This window comes from Mariniflexile aquimaris (assembly GCF_042676825.1).
Classification (GTDB): domain Bacteria; phylum Bacteroidota; class Bacteroidia; order Flavobacteriales; family Flavobacteriaceae; genus Mariniflexile; species Mariniflexile aquimaris.
Genome location: NZ_JBHTIB010000008.1, coordinates 79,096 through 96,310, shown reverse-complemented (window position 1 = coordinate 96,310; position 17,215 = coordinate 79,096). Strand labels below are relative to the sequence as shown.

Here is a 17,215-nt window from a genome sequence, read left to right as displayed (position 1 = left end):
ATGCAAGTATTAGTATTAAACTCGGGGAGTTCATCTCTAAAGTATCAGTTATTTTCAATGCCTAGTGAAACCATTTTATGTTCAGGAATTATTGAACGTATTGGTTTTGATGATGCCATTTTCAAATTTAAAACTGAAAAAAACACCATTGAATTTGAATCTTATATAGCAAACCACAAAGCAGGATTAAAACTGGTTGCCGACCATCTTTTAGATAAAACCACCGGCATTATAAAATCGCCAGACGACATTGCTGTTGTTGGCCATAGAGTTGTTCATGGTGGTATTTATTTTAGTAATACCACAGAAATAACCAATGAGGTTAAAGAAAAAATAAAAGAATTATCGTCTTTAGCACCATTGCACAACCCTGCGAATTTAGAAGGTATTGAAGTTGCCGAAGATATTTTCCCTAACGCGAAGCAAGTAGCTGTTTTCGATACTGCATTTCATCAGTCGATTCCCGAAGTTGCTTATAAATACGCGATTCCGAATGAGTTTTTAACTAAAAAACATATTCGTTTATACGGTTTCCACGGAACAAGTCATAAATATGTTTCAGAGAAAGCAATCGACTATTTAGGTAAAAAAGAATCTAAAATTATAACTATTCATTTAGGAAATGGCTGTAGTATTACCGCTGTAAATAATGGTAAAAGTATGGATCATTCGTTAGGCTTTTCTCCAGTAAGTGGATTAATTATGGGAACCCGCTCTGGAGACATAGACCCTGCTATTATTTTCTACTTAGCAGATAAGTTTGGCTATTCTTTAACCGATATAAACACATTTTTACAAAAGAAAAGTGGTATGCTGGGTCTTACAGGTTATAGCGATTTAAGAGATATTGAAAATGAAGCTGCTAAAGGTGATAAAGATTGTATTCTTGCTTTACAAATGAATGCGTATCGTATTAAAAAATACATAGGAAGCTATACTGCTGTATTAAACGGTGTAGATGCTATTGTATTTACCGCTGGTATTGGCGAAAACTCTAAATATATGCGAAGACTAATCTGCGAAAATTTAGACTTTTTAGGTATTGATTTAGATGACGACAAAAACAATTCTAAAGAAAGAGACATCAGAGCCATTAATAAAGAAGGCGCTAAAGTTCAAATATTAGTAGTTCCAACAAACGAAGAGTTAGAAATTGCTAAACAATCGGTGGAATTAATTAAAAATTAATCGCCCTTTATATAATTCTTGCACATCTACAACTGGCGGATATGACACAGCAATAACATTGCCTGTTCCTGATATTTTGCCAGTTATAGATTGTTGCGGATTCACAATCATATCGTTAGAGCTTCTATTCCACAACACCACATGTTGCGCTATAAGATTTTCACCTTCAAAACGCGAGGTTCCTGCAGCAAATGTAATATTTAGGTTATTGGTTTTTCCTGAAATAAAGCAGTTTGATAAATTGTTGAAAACCAAATAAAAAGCATCATTGTCAATTTCCAGTTTAAAATTGCCACTTGTAAAGGTATCGGGCGCGCTATAATCTTCTGCCAAAACAGCCAAATAAGGGTAAGTTAAAACACCTTCAGAACTAATATCGTATTGGGTTGAGCTTCTAATTTCAGTAATATTTGGTGCCGTTACATATATTTTTGTAACCCCATAATTACGCACATAATTACACGAATTATTATCGGTTAAAATCAGTTGCCCGTCAACAACTTCTGCTTCAACATCGTTTAACAGATTTTTCCCTGTTTCAACCACAACCTTTTGCTCTAAACCCTCTTTCAGTATTAATTCAATATCTCTATTTACTAATATTTTATCGAAACTGTCAACCGTAATTTCCTGCTGAATCATTGTTCCTGTAGATTGAAAACAATCGCTTGTATTTTCACTATTACATGAAAACAGGAGCACTAAAATTAGTATGTATGTTAGTTTTTTCATTTTCATTACAATCGAATTCCAACCCCTATTTCAACTGCTTCGGCTTTAGCGCCGTGCGTTTTTAAAGTTAAGGCGCCAAACCATTTCTCTGAGACATATCGCTTTAACCCAATTCTTGAATAAACGCGTCCTTCAAAATCAAATGGATAATACACGTAATAGCCTAATTGTGTTTCTAAAGACGTTTTATTGATAAACAATTCATGCCCTGCAAAAATACCCACGCGTTTATAATCTTCATCTCCTGATACGTTTTCTTCGGGAAACGACACACTTTTATAATAAATAAGTTCTTTTAAAAAGTTGGAAAAAAACACATCGGTCCCGAATTGCAAAGCGCTTTTAACATTAATGCGCTTATCGGCATACCCAGAAAGAATATAAAACGGAAACTGCCCACTTCCAACCACATCACTTTCATTTACCCCGCCTCTAAAAACGAGATTGTATTTTATTGGCTGGGTGAATTTTTCTGGTTCACCACCGGCTATTGTAGTGATATACGTTGGTTCTTCCGTGTCCAAACTATACGTGACGCCTAAATTTAAAGCAATTGTATTAACACTTGCATTTGGTGCCTTTATATTGGCATTGGAATAATGGATTAAAGATACTCCAGCCTGCAGTCCAAAGTTATCTATTACACGTTCCTTTTTGTAATTAAGCATCATTAAGGTGCTGCTTAATAATTTTGTTCCAAAAGCAATATTTCTGTAATTGGTTTCTTTATCGTAGGGTTTTGACGTATATCCAATTCCTTGTCCAATTTTAAACATTAAATTGCGATTGAAGAAATAGAAATTATAATGTGCATATAACGACGCGCTATTTCCTAAAACCTCATTTTTTAAGTTTTGGTAGGCGAAAGTTAGACCATAATCGGGATAATTATACCGCTGTTCCCAATCTTCAAAGCCGTAAGTTTTTTTATTCCAACTTAAAACGGCACCTTCCGGATGCCCATTAATTAAATGCAGAATATCATTATTATGCAAGGCTATATTTCCTTTAAAATAGTTAACATCAAAAGTCGATGTGTATTGTTTTTCCTGTGAAAAAACAATGGCCGAACATATTAAAAAGGTGTAGGTTAAAAATGATTTCATTAACAAATTTCCTAAGCTATAAAAGTATCTGATTTTTTAAAACAATGCCGATGCAATTGCTTTTATGTTATCACTTTTACCCATAGAATAATAATGCAACACTGGAACTCCGGCCGCCTTTAACTCTTTCGATTGTTGAATGGCGAACTCAATCCCAACCTGTCTTACCGCATTATTATCTTTACAAGCCTCTACAGCTTCAATAAGTTCTTGTGGTAGATCTATTTTAAAAACCTGAGGTAAAATTTGTAAATGGCGTTTTATCGCAATTGGTTTTATCCCGGGAATTATTGGGACGTTAATGCCTATAGCCCTCGCTTTATCTACAAACTCAAAAAACTTGTTATTGTCAAAAAACATTTGCGTTACCACATAGTCGGCGCCAGCATCTACTTTTTCTTTTAAACGTTTTAAATCGGTAACGAGCGATGGGGCTTCCATGTGTTTTTCAGGATAGCCTGCTACACCAATACAAAAATCAGAATTATGCTCCACAACCACATCGTCGTGCAAATATTTGCCTCGGTTTAAATCGGCAATTTGTTTTACCAATTCGCTCGCATAGGCATTCCCACCCTGCACGGGTTTAAAATAGGGTTCATCTTTCATAGAATCGCCACGTAAAGCCATCACATTGTCCAAACCTAAGTAGTGACAATCTACCAGAACATATTCGGTTTCCTCTTTCGTAAACCCGCCACATAATAAATGTGGTATCGCATCTACCTTATATTTATGCATAATAGAGGCGCAAATACCAACCGTTCCCGGGCGCATACGGGTAATTCGTTTGTCTAAAAGGCCGTTACCTTTATCAATATACACGTACTCTTCGCGCGAGGTTGTTACATCAATAAATGGTGGATTAAATTCCATCAACGGGTCTATATTATTATATAAATCCTGGATGTTTTTTCCTTTTTGCGGCGGAATAACTTCAAACGAAAACAAGGTTTTTCCGTCTGCTTTTTTTATGTGATCTGTTACTTTCATCAGTTACCTTTTGTCATTCCCGCGAAGGCGGGAATCTCATCAATATTTATCTATTTATTTTTAGCGTTACCACAATCCCGAAGCTTCGGGAGCGCTTTTCGCTATATCTTTTTACGTCATGGCGAAGAAAATTTCTAATTTTCTGTGGCCATCTCTTTATCTGAAGAGATTACGTCGTCGTACCTCCTCGTAATAACGCCAATTTACTATGGTAAAAAGGATGCCGCTTCAATCGCTAACGCAGGCTACACCAATAGTTTTTTCACGGCATCATAGTCTTCTGCATACTCCCAATAAATCCATCTACCATCAACATAGTCGGTTAAAATATACTTTTCGCTAATAGATTTAATCCTTGAAACAGGAATCAATTTTTTTGCGAAATTTTCAGAAGTTATAGGCTCCATTATTTCTTTATTCTTGGAACTAAACCCATGAGAAATTATATAGCTTCCCAATGTTAATTCTATAAATTTATCTTTCATATTGTTTTTTTACCAGACCTCACAGGTTTTGAAAACCTGTGAGGTCTTAACTGCGCATTGGCTCCTCCCCTTCGGGGAGATCTGGACTTCATTAAACCTACAAGGTTTTAAAAACCTTGCAGGTTAAATTATACTTCTGCAATGTTTGGATGCAACCATTTGCTAGCTTTTTCTTTGGTGATGCCTTTTCGTACCGCATAATCTGTTACTTGGTCGTCTGTAATTTTTCCTAAACCAAAATATTTCGCTTCTGGGTTACCAAAATAATATCCAGAAACAGCAGCTGCTGGCCACATGGCTAAACTTTCGGTTAAGGTTACACCAATAATTTTCTCAACCTCTAACAAACTCCAAATAGTTTCCTTTTCTAAATGATCTGGACAAGCAGGATATCCTGGTGCCGGACGAATGCCTTTATAACTTTCTTTAATTAAATCGTCGTTTGTTAAATCTTCATTCTCAGCATAGCCCCAATGTTTGGTGCGCACTTGCTTGTGTAAATATTCGGCTAATGCTTCGGCAAATCTATCGGCAATGGCTTGAGCCATAATGGCGTTGTAATCGTCGTCTTTCGCTTTATAACTATCAGCTAATTCCTGCGCGCCAAAAATGGCCACACAAAACGCCCCCATATAATCGGTTTTCCCGCTGTCTTTTGGTGCTATAAAATCTGCTAACGCGATATTTGGAATCCCTTCACGCTTGCTTAATTGCTGACGTAAGGTTCTAAAAACAGCTATTTCTTTGCCTTTTTTCTGAACCGAAATATCATCATCATTAATGCTGTTAGCTTCAAACAATCCGAAAACTGCCCTAGGCTTTAATAGTTGTTTCGCAATGATGGTTTCAATCATTTTTTGAGCTTCTTCATACATCGTTGTTGCTTGTTCGCCCACCAAATCATCTTTTAAAATATCTGGAAATTTACCATGTAAATCCCAGCTTCTAAAAAACGGAGACCAATCTATAAACGGTACCAGTTCTTTTAAACTTAATTGTTTAAGCATCTGAATGCCTAACTCTTTAGGTTTTACAATTTCAGTGGTTTCCCAATCGATTTTAAACTTACGTTTTCTGGCTTCGGTTATCGAAATATATGATTTCTCTTTACCACGCTTTAAAAATTTCTCACGAAACTCATTGTAATCCATTTTTATATTCGCCACATAATCGATTGCCGTTTTCTTATTCAGTAAATCGCCAACAACAGTAACTGCTCTCGAGGCATCATTTACATGAACCACGGCATTTTTATATTGTGGATCTATCTTAACTGCTGTATGTGCTTTCGAGGTAGTTGCTCCTCCAATAAGCAAGGGCACTGTAAAATTTTGACGTTCCATTTCTTTAGCCAAATACACCATTTCATCTAACGAAGGTGTAATTAACCCCGACAAACCAATCACATCTACATTGTGCGCTTTCGCTTCTGCAATAATTTTTTCTGGTGGTACCATCACCCCTAAATCGACAATCTCGTAGTTATTACAAGCCAGTACAACACTTACTATATTTTTTCCAATATCGTGCACATCACCTTTCACGGTAGCCATAAGCACTTTTCCTACTGGTTCTTGAAATTCACCTTTTTCAGCTTCAATAAATGGATTCAAATAGCCCACAGCCTTCTTCATTACACGCGCCGATTTAACTACCTGAGGCAAGAACATTTTTCCTGCTCCAAACAAATCGCCTACTACATTCATCCCTATCATTAAATGGCCTTCAATCACATCGATGGGTTTTTGGGCTTCTAATCGGGCAGCTTCAACATCTTCAATAATAAAGGCATCTATCCCTTTTACTAAGGCATGGGTAATTTTATCTTGAAGCGAGCCTTCTCGCCATGATAAATCGACTCCTTTTTCAACCTTAGAACCTTTTACGGTTTCGGCAAAATCTAATAAGCGTTCGGTGGCATCATCGCGTCTGTCTAAAATAACATCCTCAACATGCTCTAATAAATCTTTGGGAATATCATCATACACCTCTAAAAGAGCTGGATTTACAATCCCCATATTCATACCCGCTTGGATGGCATGATATAAAAACACCGAATGCATCGCTTCGCGAACGCCATCATTTCCTCTGAATGAAAACGATACGTTACTTACACCACCACTTACAGAAACATTGGGTAAATTTTGTCGAACCCATCGTGTTGCCTCGATAAAATCGATAGCATTTCGGCGGTGTTCTTCCATACCTGTTGCCACAGGAAATATATTTAAATCGAAAATAATATCTTCTGAAGGGAATCCTACTTTATTGACTAGAATATCGTAAGAACGTTTTGCGATTTCTATTCTTCGATCGTAATTATCGGCTTGTCCAACCTCATCAAAGGCCATGACTATCACAGCAGCACCATAACGTTTTATTTGCTTTGCTTCCCAAATAAATTTCTCTTCACCTTCTTTAAGAGAAATAGAATTTACCACACACTTCCCTTGCACAACTTGAAGTCCAGCTTCGATAATTTCCCATTTAGAACTATCAATCATGATAGGAACTCGTGAAATATCGGGTTCGGCAGCAATAAGGTTTAAAAAACGCACCATAGACTCTTTGCCGTCTATCAGTCCGTCGTCCATATTAATGTCGATAATTTGCGCACCACCATCCACTTGATGACGTGCTACTTGCAAAGCTTCATCGAATTTCTCTTCCTTAATAAGTCTTAAAAACATACGAGAGCCAGCAACGTTTGTACGTTCTCCAACGTTGATAAAATTGCTGTTTTCATTCAAGACTAGAGGCTCTAATCCAGATAAACGCATGTATTTTGTTTGTTTAATTTTCATAACTCTTAATGTGACCCTTCGACTGCGCTCAGGGTGACAGTTCGTGGTTTATATTTAGCTGCTATATCTGCAATAACTTTAATATGTTCTGGCGTGGTTCCGCAACATCCGCCAATAATGTTTATTAAATTCTTTTTTAGATATTCTTCAATTTGCTCGCCCATGTCTTCTGGAGATTCATCATACTCACCAAAAGCATTTGGTAAACCGGCATTAGGATGCGCCGAAATAGCAAAATCGGTTTTATTCGCGATGGCTTCTAAATGCGGTTGCAATAAATTAGCTCCTAACGCACAATTAAAACCTATGGACAATAACGGAATATGAGACACCGAAATTAAAAATGCTTCAGCTGTTTGTCCTGATAAGGTACGACCGCTAGCATCTGTAATCGTGCCGCTTAACATGATAGGAATATCGATATTTCTTTCTTCTTTTACTTCTTCAATAGCAAACAATGCTGCTTTAGCATTCAACGTATCAAAAACCGTTTCAACTAATAGTAAATCGACACCACCATCTATTAAGGCTTCAACTTGTTGTTTATAGGCTATGCGCAATTCATCAAAGGTTACCGCTCGAAAGCCTGGATCGTTAACATCTGGCGACATACTTGCGGTACGATTTGTTGGCCCGATAGACCCCGCTACGAAACGCGGCTTATTGGGTTCTCTTTTTGTAAACTCATCGGCAACTTCTTTTGCTATTTTAGCCGATTGATAATTTAGTTCGTAAACCAAATCTTCCATCTGATAATCTGCCATAGCAATAGTAGTACCCGAAAAGGTATTGGTTTCTACGATGTCTGCCCCAGCTTCAAAATATTTACCGTGAATGGTTTTAATAGCTTCTGGTTGGGTTATGGACAACAAATCGTTATTTCCTTGTAATGGTGTTGGGTAATCTTTAAAGCGTTCACCACGGAAATCTGCCTCGGTAAATTTATAGCGCTGAAGCATGGTTCCCATAGCACCATCGAGTACCAGAATACGTTCTTGTAAAGCTTTTTGTATGTTTGACATATTGATTTTTTTATCTCTGTATGTCATCAAGAAAAGTAAAAAAAACACTTTTCGTTATCTTTCCAATATTCTATGGAATATTAGTAGAACGTAGCACCTTCTTTAATAGCATAAAGGGTTGCCAAGGCTTCAACGGGTCTATTCCCTCTACCTTTCTTGATAACACTATTAATACGTTTATGAACTAGCGAGCAAAAATACTAACAATATTTTTGTTTTCATTATCATGCAAGGTCTTTTTTTGACCTTGTAGGTGTTGTTATCATTTAAAAATAAATACCTACAAGGTTTTTAAAACCTTACAGGATTTAATATTCTATTCAAATAATGGAGATGACAAATAACGATCGCCTCTATCGCAAATAATGGCCACTATGACTCCTTCTTCAATCGTTTCGGCAATTTTTAATGCACAATACACCGAACCGCCACTGCTCATACCTGCAAAAATCCCTTCTTCTTTAGCTAGTCGTTGCGTTGTAGTTTTAGCATCTTGTTCGCTAACATCTACCACAACATCTACTTTGGAACGATTAAAAAACTTGGGTACATACTCTGGTGACCATTTTCGAATTCCAGGTATTTTAGCACCATCCTCTGGCTGTGCTCCAACTATAGATATTGTTTTATTTTTTTCTTTTAAATAAGTTGAAACGCCCATAATGGTTCCTGTTGTTCCCATAGCCGACACAAAATGCGTTATTTTACCATCGGTGTCATTCCAAATTTCTGGACCGGTGGTTTTATAATGTGCTTTCCAATTATCGTCATTTTCAAACTGATTTAGTAAGGTATATCCTTTTTCATCACGTAACTGAAACGCTAAATCTCTGGAACCTTCTATACCAGCATCGGCAGGTGTTAAAATAACTTCGGCACCATATGCACGCATCGTTTTTACCCGTTCTACCGTAGAGTTTTCAGGCATAATCAACACCATATTTAAACCAAATAAATTAGCGATGAACGCCAAGGCAATACCTGTATTTCCGCTTGTTGCTTCTACAAGATAACCGCCTTTTTTAATATCACCACGCTTAACAGCTTCGTTAATCATGTTAAAGGCCGCACGATCTTTTACGCTTCCTCCTGGGTTATCGCCTTCTAATTTCAAGTACAGTTTTACACCTTTTTTTGAAATGAGATGCGTTGCCTCAACAAGTGGCGTGTTTCCTATTTGATCTAAGATACCTTTAATTGATGCCATTTTTTTTGGGTCTGATTTTTATTTCGGTTTGATAGGTCACTAACGAGTTTTCTGGGACCGATTGCGTAATCCAAACGTTTGCTCCAATGGTGCTATTTGCTCCAATTACAATATCGCCACCTAAAATAGTTGCGTTAGCATAAATGGTAACATTATCTTCGATGGTTGGGTGACGCTTGCTCGATTTCATTTCCTTTTTCACCTGAATACCTCCCAGCGTAACCCCTTGAAAGATTTTTACATTACTTTTTATAATAGAGGTTTCGCCTATAACGATACCTGTTCCATGATCCACGAAAAAGGATTCGCCAATAGTTGCTCCCGGATGAATATCGATACCCGTAATACCATGTACATATTCACTCATCATACGTGGAATAATAGGCACTTTTAAGACATATAATTGATGACTTAATCGATATACCGAAATAGCATAAAATCCGGGATATGCCAAATAGACTTCCTCAATGCAGGTTGAAGCAGGGTCGTTTTTCAGAAAAGACGCCGCATCTAAATCGAGCTTTTTTCTGATTGTTGGAAACTGTTCTTGAAACTCATTCCATAACCCTTCACCGTTTTCGATAGCAAGTTTGGATGTTATTTCTATAAACGTTTTTTTTAAAAATATGGTTTCGTCTTCCAGCTCATCAAACAAGTTATAAAACAGTCGTTTTGTAAATGTTTTGATAACCTCTTTTAATCGTATGTTGTAATTTTTCATGATTAGGTATCACAATTGAAGCCGTAAAAATACGCAATAAATAATTATTTATTAGATAGATTGTACTACAGCTTTTGGCGCTTCTTTACGTGAACCATCAAATCCATCAATACCACTTACGGTGGTATATTTTAAAACATATCGCTTCCCTGGATTGATAATTCGATAAGCCGCCTGACACATTAAAGTTGCCTCATGAAACCCACAAAGTATTAATTTTAATTTTTCCGGATAGGTATTTACATCACCAATGGCAAAAATTCCCGGAATATTCGTTTGGTAATTAAGTGAATTATCTACTTTGATAGCATTCTTCTCGATTTCTAATCCCCAATCTGCGATAGGACCTAATTTTGGTGACAAGCCGAATAACGGAATAAAATAATCTGTTTCTAAACGAAAATCTTCTCCTTCTTTATTTACGGTTAGCGCTTCAATTTTTCCATCACCATGTAATTCGGTTACCTCGGCAGGAGTGATTAAATTTATTTTTCCAGCTGCTTTTAATTCACTCACTTTTTCGACTGAATCAAGCGCTCCTCTAAATTCGTTTCTTCTATGAATTAAAGTAACTTCTGATGCCACATCGGCAAGAAAAATGCTCCAATCTAAGGCAGAATCGCCACCACCAGATATTACCACACGTTTATCTCTATAAACTTCAGGATCTTTAATAAAATATTCCAACCCGTTGTCTTCATAGATTTCTAAGTTATCCAATCCTGGTTTTCTGGGTTCGAAAGATCCTAAACCACCAGCAATTACCACCACTGGCGCCTGGTGTTTAGTGCCTTTATTAGTTGTTACAATAAAAGAACCGTCTTCCTGCTTTTCAATAGTTTCGGCACGTTCGCCTAAGGTAAATCCTGGCTCAAACTGTTTGCCTTGTTCTAACAAGTTTTTTGTTAAATCGCCGGCCAATATTTCTGGAAATCCTGGTATATCATAAATAGGTTTTTTAGGGTAAATCTCTGAACATTGTCCACCAGGTTGTGGTAAGGCATCTATTAAATGACATTTTAATTTTAGCAATCCTGCTTCAAAAACGGTAAATAATCCTGTTGGTCCCGCTCCTATTATAAGTATATCTGTTTTAATCATTTTTCTTTTCAATTAATCCTTTAGTAAATTCGTTTAGTGTTTCCACTTTTTGTTCGAAATCACCTTTTATTGTTTTTCTATATTCATTTAAATTTTTAACTAAATCGTCTACATTTTCTGGAATCACATCCTCGAAAAACTGGCGTAAACGTTTAGCTGTAGTTGGTGACTTCCCATTGGTTGAAATAGCCACTTTTACATTGCCTTTTGTGACAATACCACCCATATAAAAATCGCAATACGGTGGGTTGTCGGCAACATTAACCAATATGCTTCTTTTTCTGCAGTGTTTATGTACTTTAATATTGACTTTAGGAACATCGGTCGTGGCGATAACAATATGTTTGCCCTTTAGATAGCGCTTGCTGTAACGACGCTTAATTAATTTAACATCGCCTTTTTTAGCCAATTCTATGGTACCTTCTCGAAACATTGGCGACACCATGGTTACTTTGGCGTCTGGACTCGATTTTAAGAGAAATGTTAGTTTTTCTTCGGCTACGTGTCCACCGCCCACAATAAGCACATTAAGATGCCCTAGCTTTAAAAAAATAGGGTATAAATTATTCCTTTCCATCATTTCAATTGAGATTATACTTTATGAAATTCTTTAACTATTGAAGTTAATTGAACCCGCTCTTTTACGACCTCGCCAATAATGATTATGGCTGGATTTGATAATTGCTTTTCCTTGACAATTTCGCATATCGTATTAATGGTACCGAAACCAGATTTTTCGTTTTCGGTAGTGCCTTCTTGTATTATTGCAATAGGTAATTCTTGTTTGTTTTCTTCTGAAAAAATACGCACAATCTCTTCTAATTTGCCCATGCCCATCAAAATTACAATGGTTGCCGAAGATTTTGCCGCAATGGCAACATCTGCAGACAATTGATGCTCTTTAGTCGTTCCTGTTATTACCCAAAAACTTTCTGCGGCTCCGCGTTTAGTTAGTGGAATCCCTTGATATGCTGGAACAGCAATTGACGATGAAATTCCTGGAACCACAAACGTTTCTAAACCAAATTGTTTAACATAATCGATTTCTTCCGCACCTCTTCCAAAAACAAAAGGATCGCCACCTTTTAATCGAACCACATGTCCTTTTTCGTTAGCTTTTGAAACAATAAGTTCATTAATTTGCTCTTGTTGATAGGCATAACACCCCTTACGTTTGCCTACAAAAATAAGCTCGGTATCTTTTGAAGCATATTTTAAAAGTGCTTCATTTATAAGTGCGTCATACAAAATCACGTCTGCAGATTCAATCGCTTTAATAGCTTTAATCGTAATTAAATCTGCATCGCCTGGTCCTGCTCCTACTACTGTTAATTTTGGAATTTTAATACTCATTTGTACCTCCTATTCTAAATCGTAGTTTGATTCAATTTTGTATCCTCGCCTCTAAAAGCTCTTACTTTCGCTAAAAATGCATTGGCATTATCGATATATCGAGAAGCGAAATCTTCGGTTGGCGCGAATTTATTTATTTGATAAATTAACTCTGAAAACGAGGTTCCTAAATCTATTTTTTCGCTAGCTACAAATAATTCATCAAACTGACTTACTATACCGGCGTGGGTATTCGTGCTTTTGTTTTCTGCTAATAACATAGCTTTCGCAGAATTCACCATAGACGTATACGCATGATAGATAGCGCCAGAATACACTTTATTGTTAAATGCTTCTTGGGCGTTTTCTATTTTCTCTTCGCTTTCAAAAAACAGTGTTGCAATTAAATCGATTACTACACCAGCACATTCGCCAATACCAATTTCTTTTTCGTATTTTTCATTAGAACCCCAATCAATAAAATCTTCCTGAGTTAAGTTCGTTACATCTTGAAGGTCGTTTAATAAATCATAATAATAACGTTCTCCAGTTACTTTATAATATTCTACAAACGATTTACCATTTGCGTTAGCTTGAAAATCATTTAAAATTCGACGTAAAGCTTCTGGCCCTCTTTTACTTGGTACTTTAACTACTTTATCGGCAAATTGCCCATTACCATCACCTAAATTTCCTCCACCAATTAAGACTTGTAAGGCCGGTGCCACTAATTTATCTGGCGTACGAACAGACATCCCTTGAAACCCGATATTCGCCATATTATGTTGCCCACAAGCATTCATACAACCACTCGCTTTAATTACGACGTCGCTGTTTTCTAAATACTGAGGATATTCTGTTTTTATTACGCGCTCCAATTCTCCGGCAATACCCGTACTACTTGCAATTCCTAAATTACAGGTATCGGTACCAGGGCAAGCAGTAATATCTACGGCTTTATTATAACCAGCTTCAGAGAAACCTAATTTTTCTAATTCTGTATAAAAGAATGGTACTAAATCTTCCTTTACAAATGGAATTACTATATTTTGACGCAAGGTTAAGCGAATTTCTCCAGCAGCATATTTATCAACTAAATCTGCTAATAATCTTGCTTTATCTGTATAAAAATCTCCTAAAAGCACTTTTATTCCGATGGCCACATAACCTGCCTGCTTCTGCCGAATGAGGTTAGTAGATTTCCATAATTCGAAGGCTTTTTGATCTTTAATATCCACCTCTGGTGCTTCAACCGAAACAGGTTTTGAAGCCACATAAGCATCGGCATCAATAGCAACCGACTTAAATTCGATAGCGTTTTGCTCTTGGTTTACTAAGTCTCTAAAAGCATCTAATTCAATATCTTTAATTAAGAATTTTAATCTGGCTTTGGCACGAGATCTACGCTCGCCAAAACGATCAAAAACTCTTAAAACACCTTCCATGGTTGGAATTATTTTATCGGTTTCAATAAAATCGTAAAGTACATCGGCATGACGTGGTTGCGACCCTAAGCCACCACCAATCATTACTTTAAACCCACGAACGCCATTTTGAATTTTAGCTATAAAACCTAAATCGTGCATGTACGAAAGTCCGGTATCTTCATCTGAAGACGAAAAAGAGACCTTAAATTTACGTCCCATTTCCTGACAAATAGGGTTTCTTAAGAAGAAACGAAATAAGGCATCTGCGTATGGCGAAACATCAAACGGTTCGTTAACATCGATTCCGGCAAGTTCTGATGCTGTGACGTTTCTAACCGTGTTTCCACAAGCTTCACGTAAGGTAACATCATCTTTTTCTAATTCTTGCCAAAGTTCTGGTGTTCTATTTAAATCTACATAATGAATTTGAATATCCTGACGTGTTGTAATGTGTAAACGCCCACGAGAATATTCATCTGATACATCAGAAATTCTTCTTAATTGGTTACTCTTTACTTTTCCGTAAGGTAATTTTATACGAATCATTTGTACGCCTTCTTGACGCTGACCGTAAACACCACGTGCTAAACGCAGACTTCTAAATTTTTCTTCGTCGATTTTACCTTTATTGAATAGCTCAATTTTTTTGGCTAATTCAATAATATCCCTTTCGACAATAGGATCTTCTATTTCCGTTCTAAAACTTTGCATCTCATACCTGACCTTCTTGTGCAGAAGGAATTTTTTTTAGTGTTTATATTTAAATCAATCTGCTATTATTGAATAAATCCCGCTCCTACGGTATTATTTGATTGTGTATCAATTAAAATAAATGATCCGTTTGTTCTGTGATTTTTAAACTGATCAAAGAATAATGGTTTATTAAACTTAAAAGTAACCGAAGCGATATCATTTACGCCTAGACCTTTAACATTCTTTTCTATACCTGAATAATCTGGGTGAATTTTATGGTTGATTGTTTCAACACGTGCTAAAACTTTATTAACACCATGTTGTATTACATATTTTGATCCCGCTTCTAGAGGTGTTGAATCCATCCAACAAATATTAGCTGTAAATTGCTTATCGATGGTTGGTAATTCCCCTTCTTTTACAATCATATCACCTCTGCTTACATTAATATCATTTTCTAAGGTGATGGTTACCGAAGAACGTCTTGAAGCCGTCTGGTACTTTTCATCATAGAAATAAATGTCTTTAATTTTAGATCTTGTTTTTGATGGTAATACTAAAATATCGTCGCCAACACTTAATTCGCCACCATACACTTTGCCTGCATAACCTCTAAAATCGTGAAAATCTTCCGTTTTTGGGCGAATAACAAATTGTACTGGGAAGCGTGGTGTACCCACATTATAGATGTCTTTTTTATCTAATTGCTCTAAATGTTCTAATAAGGCTTCACCTTTATACCAAGGCATATTTCCTGATCGGTTTACCACATTATCACCTTTTAAAGCACTTACAGGAATGAACGTTATTTTTTGGTCTTGGTAATCTCTCTTACTCATTAATTCAGAGAAATCTGCTTTGATTTTATTGTAAACATCTTCAGAATAATCCACCAAATCCATTTTATTAATAGCTACAACAACATCTTTAATTCTTAATAAATTATTGATGAAGAAGTGACGATTGGTTTGCTCGATAACCCCTTTCCTAGCATCAATTAAAATAATAGATGCTTGTGAAGTGGATGCGCCAGTAACCATGTTACGTGTATACTCCACATGACCAGGCGTATCTGCTATTATGTAACTTTTCTTTTTGGTTGAAAAATAAATATGAGCAACATCAATGGTGATTCCTTGTTCTCTTTCGGCTACCAAACCATCTGTTGCTAAAGAAAAATCTAAGTAATCGTATCCTTTTTGTTTACTTGTTTTTTCTATAGCCTCTAATTTATCGGTGGTTAATGATTTTGTATCGTAAAGTATGCGCCCAATTAAGGTGCTTTTTCCATCGTCTACACTTCCTGCTGTTGCAATTTTTAATACTTCCATTTTATATTTTGCTTTATGCTTTAGGCTTTACGCTTTAAGCATTTTAAACTTATCTTAATTTTAATTTGGCTTACGGCTTAAAGCCTGAAGCTTACTGCTAGAAATAACCTTGTTGTTTACGTTTTTCCATGGCTGCTTCAGAGCGTTTATCGTCGATACGCGCACCACGCTCTGAAATAGTACTATCTCTAATTTCCTCTACTACTTTAGAAATTGTGGATGCTTCTGACAATACTGCCGCGGTACAACTCATATCGCCTACAGTTCTAAAACGCACCATTTCTTCAATCACTTCTTCGTTATCATCTCTGTAAACAACTTCATCTTCTGCAGACCAAATCATTCCATCTCTTAAGAATACTTTACGTTTGTGTGCAAAATAGATAGAAGGAATTTCGATGTTTTCTTGTTCTATATAAGACCAAACATCTAATTCTGTCCAGTTTGAAATTGGGAACACACGTACGTTTTGCCCTAAATTAATTTGACCATTCAACATATCGAATAACTCTGGGCGTTGGTTTTTTTCGTCCCATTGACCAAAATCGTCACGTACCGAAAAAATACGCTCTTTTGCTCTTGCTTTTTCTTCATCGCGACGTGCACCACCTATACAAGCATCAAACTTAAATTCTTCAATAGCATCTAAAAGCGTTGTTGTTTGCAATTGATTTCTACTAGCATATCTACCAGATTCTTCTTTTACTTTACCTTGATCGATAGAATCTTGCACATTTCTAACAATTAATTCCAACCCTAACTCTTTCACCAAACGATCTCTAAACTCAATAGTTTCAGGGAAATTATGCCCTGTATCGATATGCATTAAAGGAAATGGAATTTTAGCAGGATAAAATGCTTTAACCGCTAAACGTACCAAAGTAATTGAATCTTTTCCACCAGAAAATAACAATACAGGTTTTTCAAACTGTGCAGCAACTTCTCTAATAATGTATATCGCTTCGTTTTCTAATGAATTTATTTTTGATGTATCTTTCTTCATAATAGGCCCCACCTAACCTCCCCGAAGGGGGAGGAATTCTTACTCGGGCGGAATAAGAATCTTTGTTGTT

General features: G+C 36.4%; 15 protein-coding genes and 1 riboswitch. Of the genes, 1 reads left to right on the top strand and 14 read right to left on the bottom strand.

The window, feature by feature from the left end:
* Complete coding sequence (locus tag ACFQ0I_RS05425) at positions 1–1,188, top strand: acetate/propionate family kinase (protein ID WP_379940155.1); 1,188 nt, start codon at positions 1–3, stop codon at positions 1,186–1,188.
* Here ACFQ0I_RS05425 and ACFQ0I_RS05420 read toward each other — a convergent pair.
* From ACFQ0I_RS05420 to cysD, 14 genes are all read right to left on the bottom strand, one after another.
* Entirely contained in the window at positions 1,174–1,920 is a 747-nt protein-coding gene (locus tag ACFQ0I_RS05420) for a head GIN domain-containing protein (protein WP_379940153.1), read from the bottom strand. The two genes, ACFQ0I_RS05425 and ACFQ0I_RS05420, sit on opposite strands and share 15 nt — an antisense overlap.
* Before the next feature lie 5 nt (positions 1,921–1,925).
* The gene (locus tag ACFQ0I_RS05415) at positions 1,926–3,026 is read right to left on the bottom strand and encodes an acyloxyacyl hydrolase (RefSeq protein ID WP_379940151.1); all 1,101 of its coding nucleotides are present in this window, start codon (positions 3,024–3,026) and stop codon (positions 1,926–1,928) included.
* Positions 3,027–3,062: 36 nt separating this feature from the next.
* Complete coding sequence (gene metF, locus ACFQ0I_RS05410; protein WP_379940149.1) at positions 3,063–4,019, bottom strand: methylenetetrahydrofolate reductase [NAD(P)H]; 957 nt, start codon at positions 4,017–4,019, stop codon at positions 3,063–3,065.
* A gap of 245 nt (positions 4,020–4,264) precedes the next feature.
* Complete coding sequence (locus ACFQ0I_RS05405; RefSeq protein WP_379940147.1) at positions 4,265–4,504, bottom strand: hypothetical protein; 240 nt, start codon at positions 4,502–4,504, stop codon at positions 4,265–4,267.
* Positions 4,505–4,632: 128 nt separating this feature from the next.
* Positions 4,633–7,308 (bottom strand): methionine synthase, encoded by a 2,676-nt coding sequence (metH, locus tag ACFQ0I_RS05400; RefSeq protein WP_379940145.1) that lies wholly within the window; start codon positions 7,306–7,308, stop codon positions 4,633–4,635.
* Positions 7,309–7,313: 5 nt separating this feature from the next.
* Positions 7,314–8,330 carry a homocysteine S-methyltransferase family protein gene (locus ACFQ0I_RS05395; RefSeq protein ID WP_379940142.1) on the bottom strand — a complete coding sequence of 339 codons (1,017 nt, stop codon included), beginning with the start codon at positions 8,328–8,330 and terminating at the stop codon, positions 7,314–7,316.
* A gap of 51 nt (positions 8,331–8,381) precedes the next feature.
* Positions 8,382–8,496, bottom strand: a riboswitch (SAM riboswitch).
* Between the two features lie 150 nt (positions 8,497–8,646).
* Entirely contained in the window at positions 8,647–9,537 is an 891-nt protein-coding gene (cysM, locus tag ACFQ0I_RS05390) for a cysteine synthase CysM (protein ID WP_379940140.1), read from the bottom strand.
* Positions 9,524–10,258 carry a serine O-acetyltransferase EpsC gene (gene epsC / locus ACFQ0I_RS05385; RefSeq protein WP_379940138.1) on the bottom strand — a complete coding sequence of 245 codons (735 nt, stop codon included), beginning with the start codon at positions 10,256–10,258 and terminating at the stop codon, positions 9,524–9,526. The genes cysM and epsC overlap by 14 nt, the downstream gene beginning before the upstream one ends.
* Positions 10,259–10,309: 51 nt before the next feature.
* Entirely contained in the window at positions 10,310–11,359 is a 1,050-nt protein-coding gene (locus tag ACFQ0I_RS05380) for an NAD(P)/FAD-dependent oxidoreductase (protein ID WP_379940136.1), read from the bottom strand.
* Positions 11,352–11,936 carry a precorrin-2 dehydrogenase/sirohydrochlorin ferrochelatase family protein gene (locus ACFQ0I_RS05375; protein ID WP_379941039.1) on the bottom strand — a complete coding sequence of 195 codons (585 nt, stop codon included), beginning with the start codon at positions 11,934–11,936 and terminating at the stop codon, positions 11,352–11,354. Before ACFQ0I_RS05375 ends, ACFQ0I_RS05380 begins: the two co-directional genes overlap by 8 nt.
* Positions 11,937–11,950: 14 nt before the next feature.
* On the bottom strand, positions 11,951–12,712 hold the full coding sequence (gene cobA, locus ACFQ0I_RS05370; RefSeq protein WP_379940134.1) for a uroporphyrinogen-III C-methyltransferase: 762 nt from the start codon (positions 12,710–12,712) through the stop codon (positions 11,951–11,953).
* 14 nt (positions 12,713–12,726) lie between these two features.
* Entirely contained in the window at positions 12,727–14,829 is a 2,103-nt protein-coding gene (locus tag ACFQ0I_RS05365; protein ID WP_379940131.1) for a HEPN domain-containing protein, read from the bottom strand.
* A 65-nt stretch (positions 14,830–14,894) separates the two neighbouring features.
* The gene (locus ACFQ0I_RS05360) at positions 14,895–16,142 is read right to left on the bottom strand and encodes a sulfate adenylyltransferase subunit 1 (protein ID WP_379940128.1); all 1,248 of its coding nucleotides are present in this window, start codon (positions 16,140–16,142) and stop codon (positions 14,895–14,897) included.
* A gap of 97 nt (positions 16,143–16,239) precedes the next feature.
* The gene (cysD, locus tag ACFQ0I_RS05355; protein WP_379940125.1) at positions 16,240–17,145 is read right to left on the bottom strand and encodes a sulfate adenylyltransferase subunit CysD; all 906 of its coding nucleotides are present in this window, start codon (positions 17,143–17,145) and stop codon (positions 16,240–16,242) included.
* Positions 17,146–17,215: the final 70 nt, after the last annotated feature.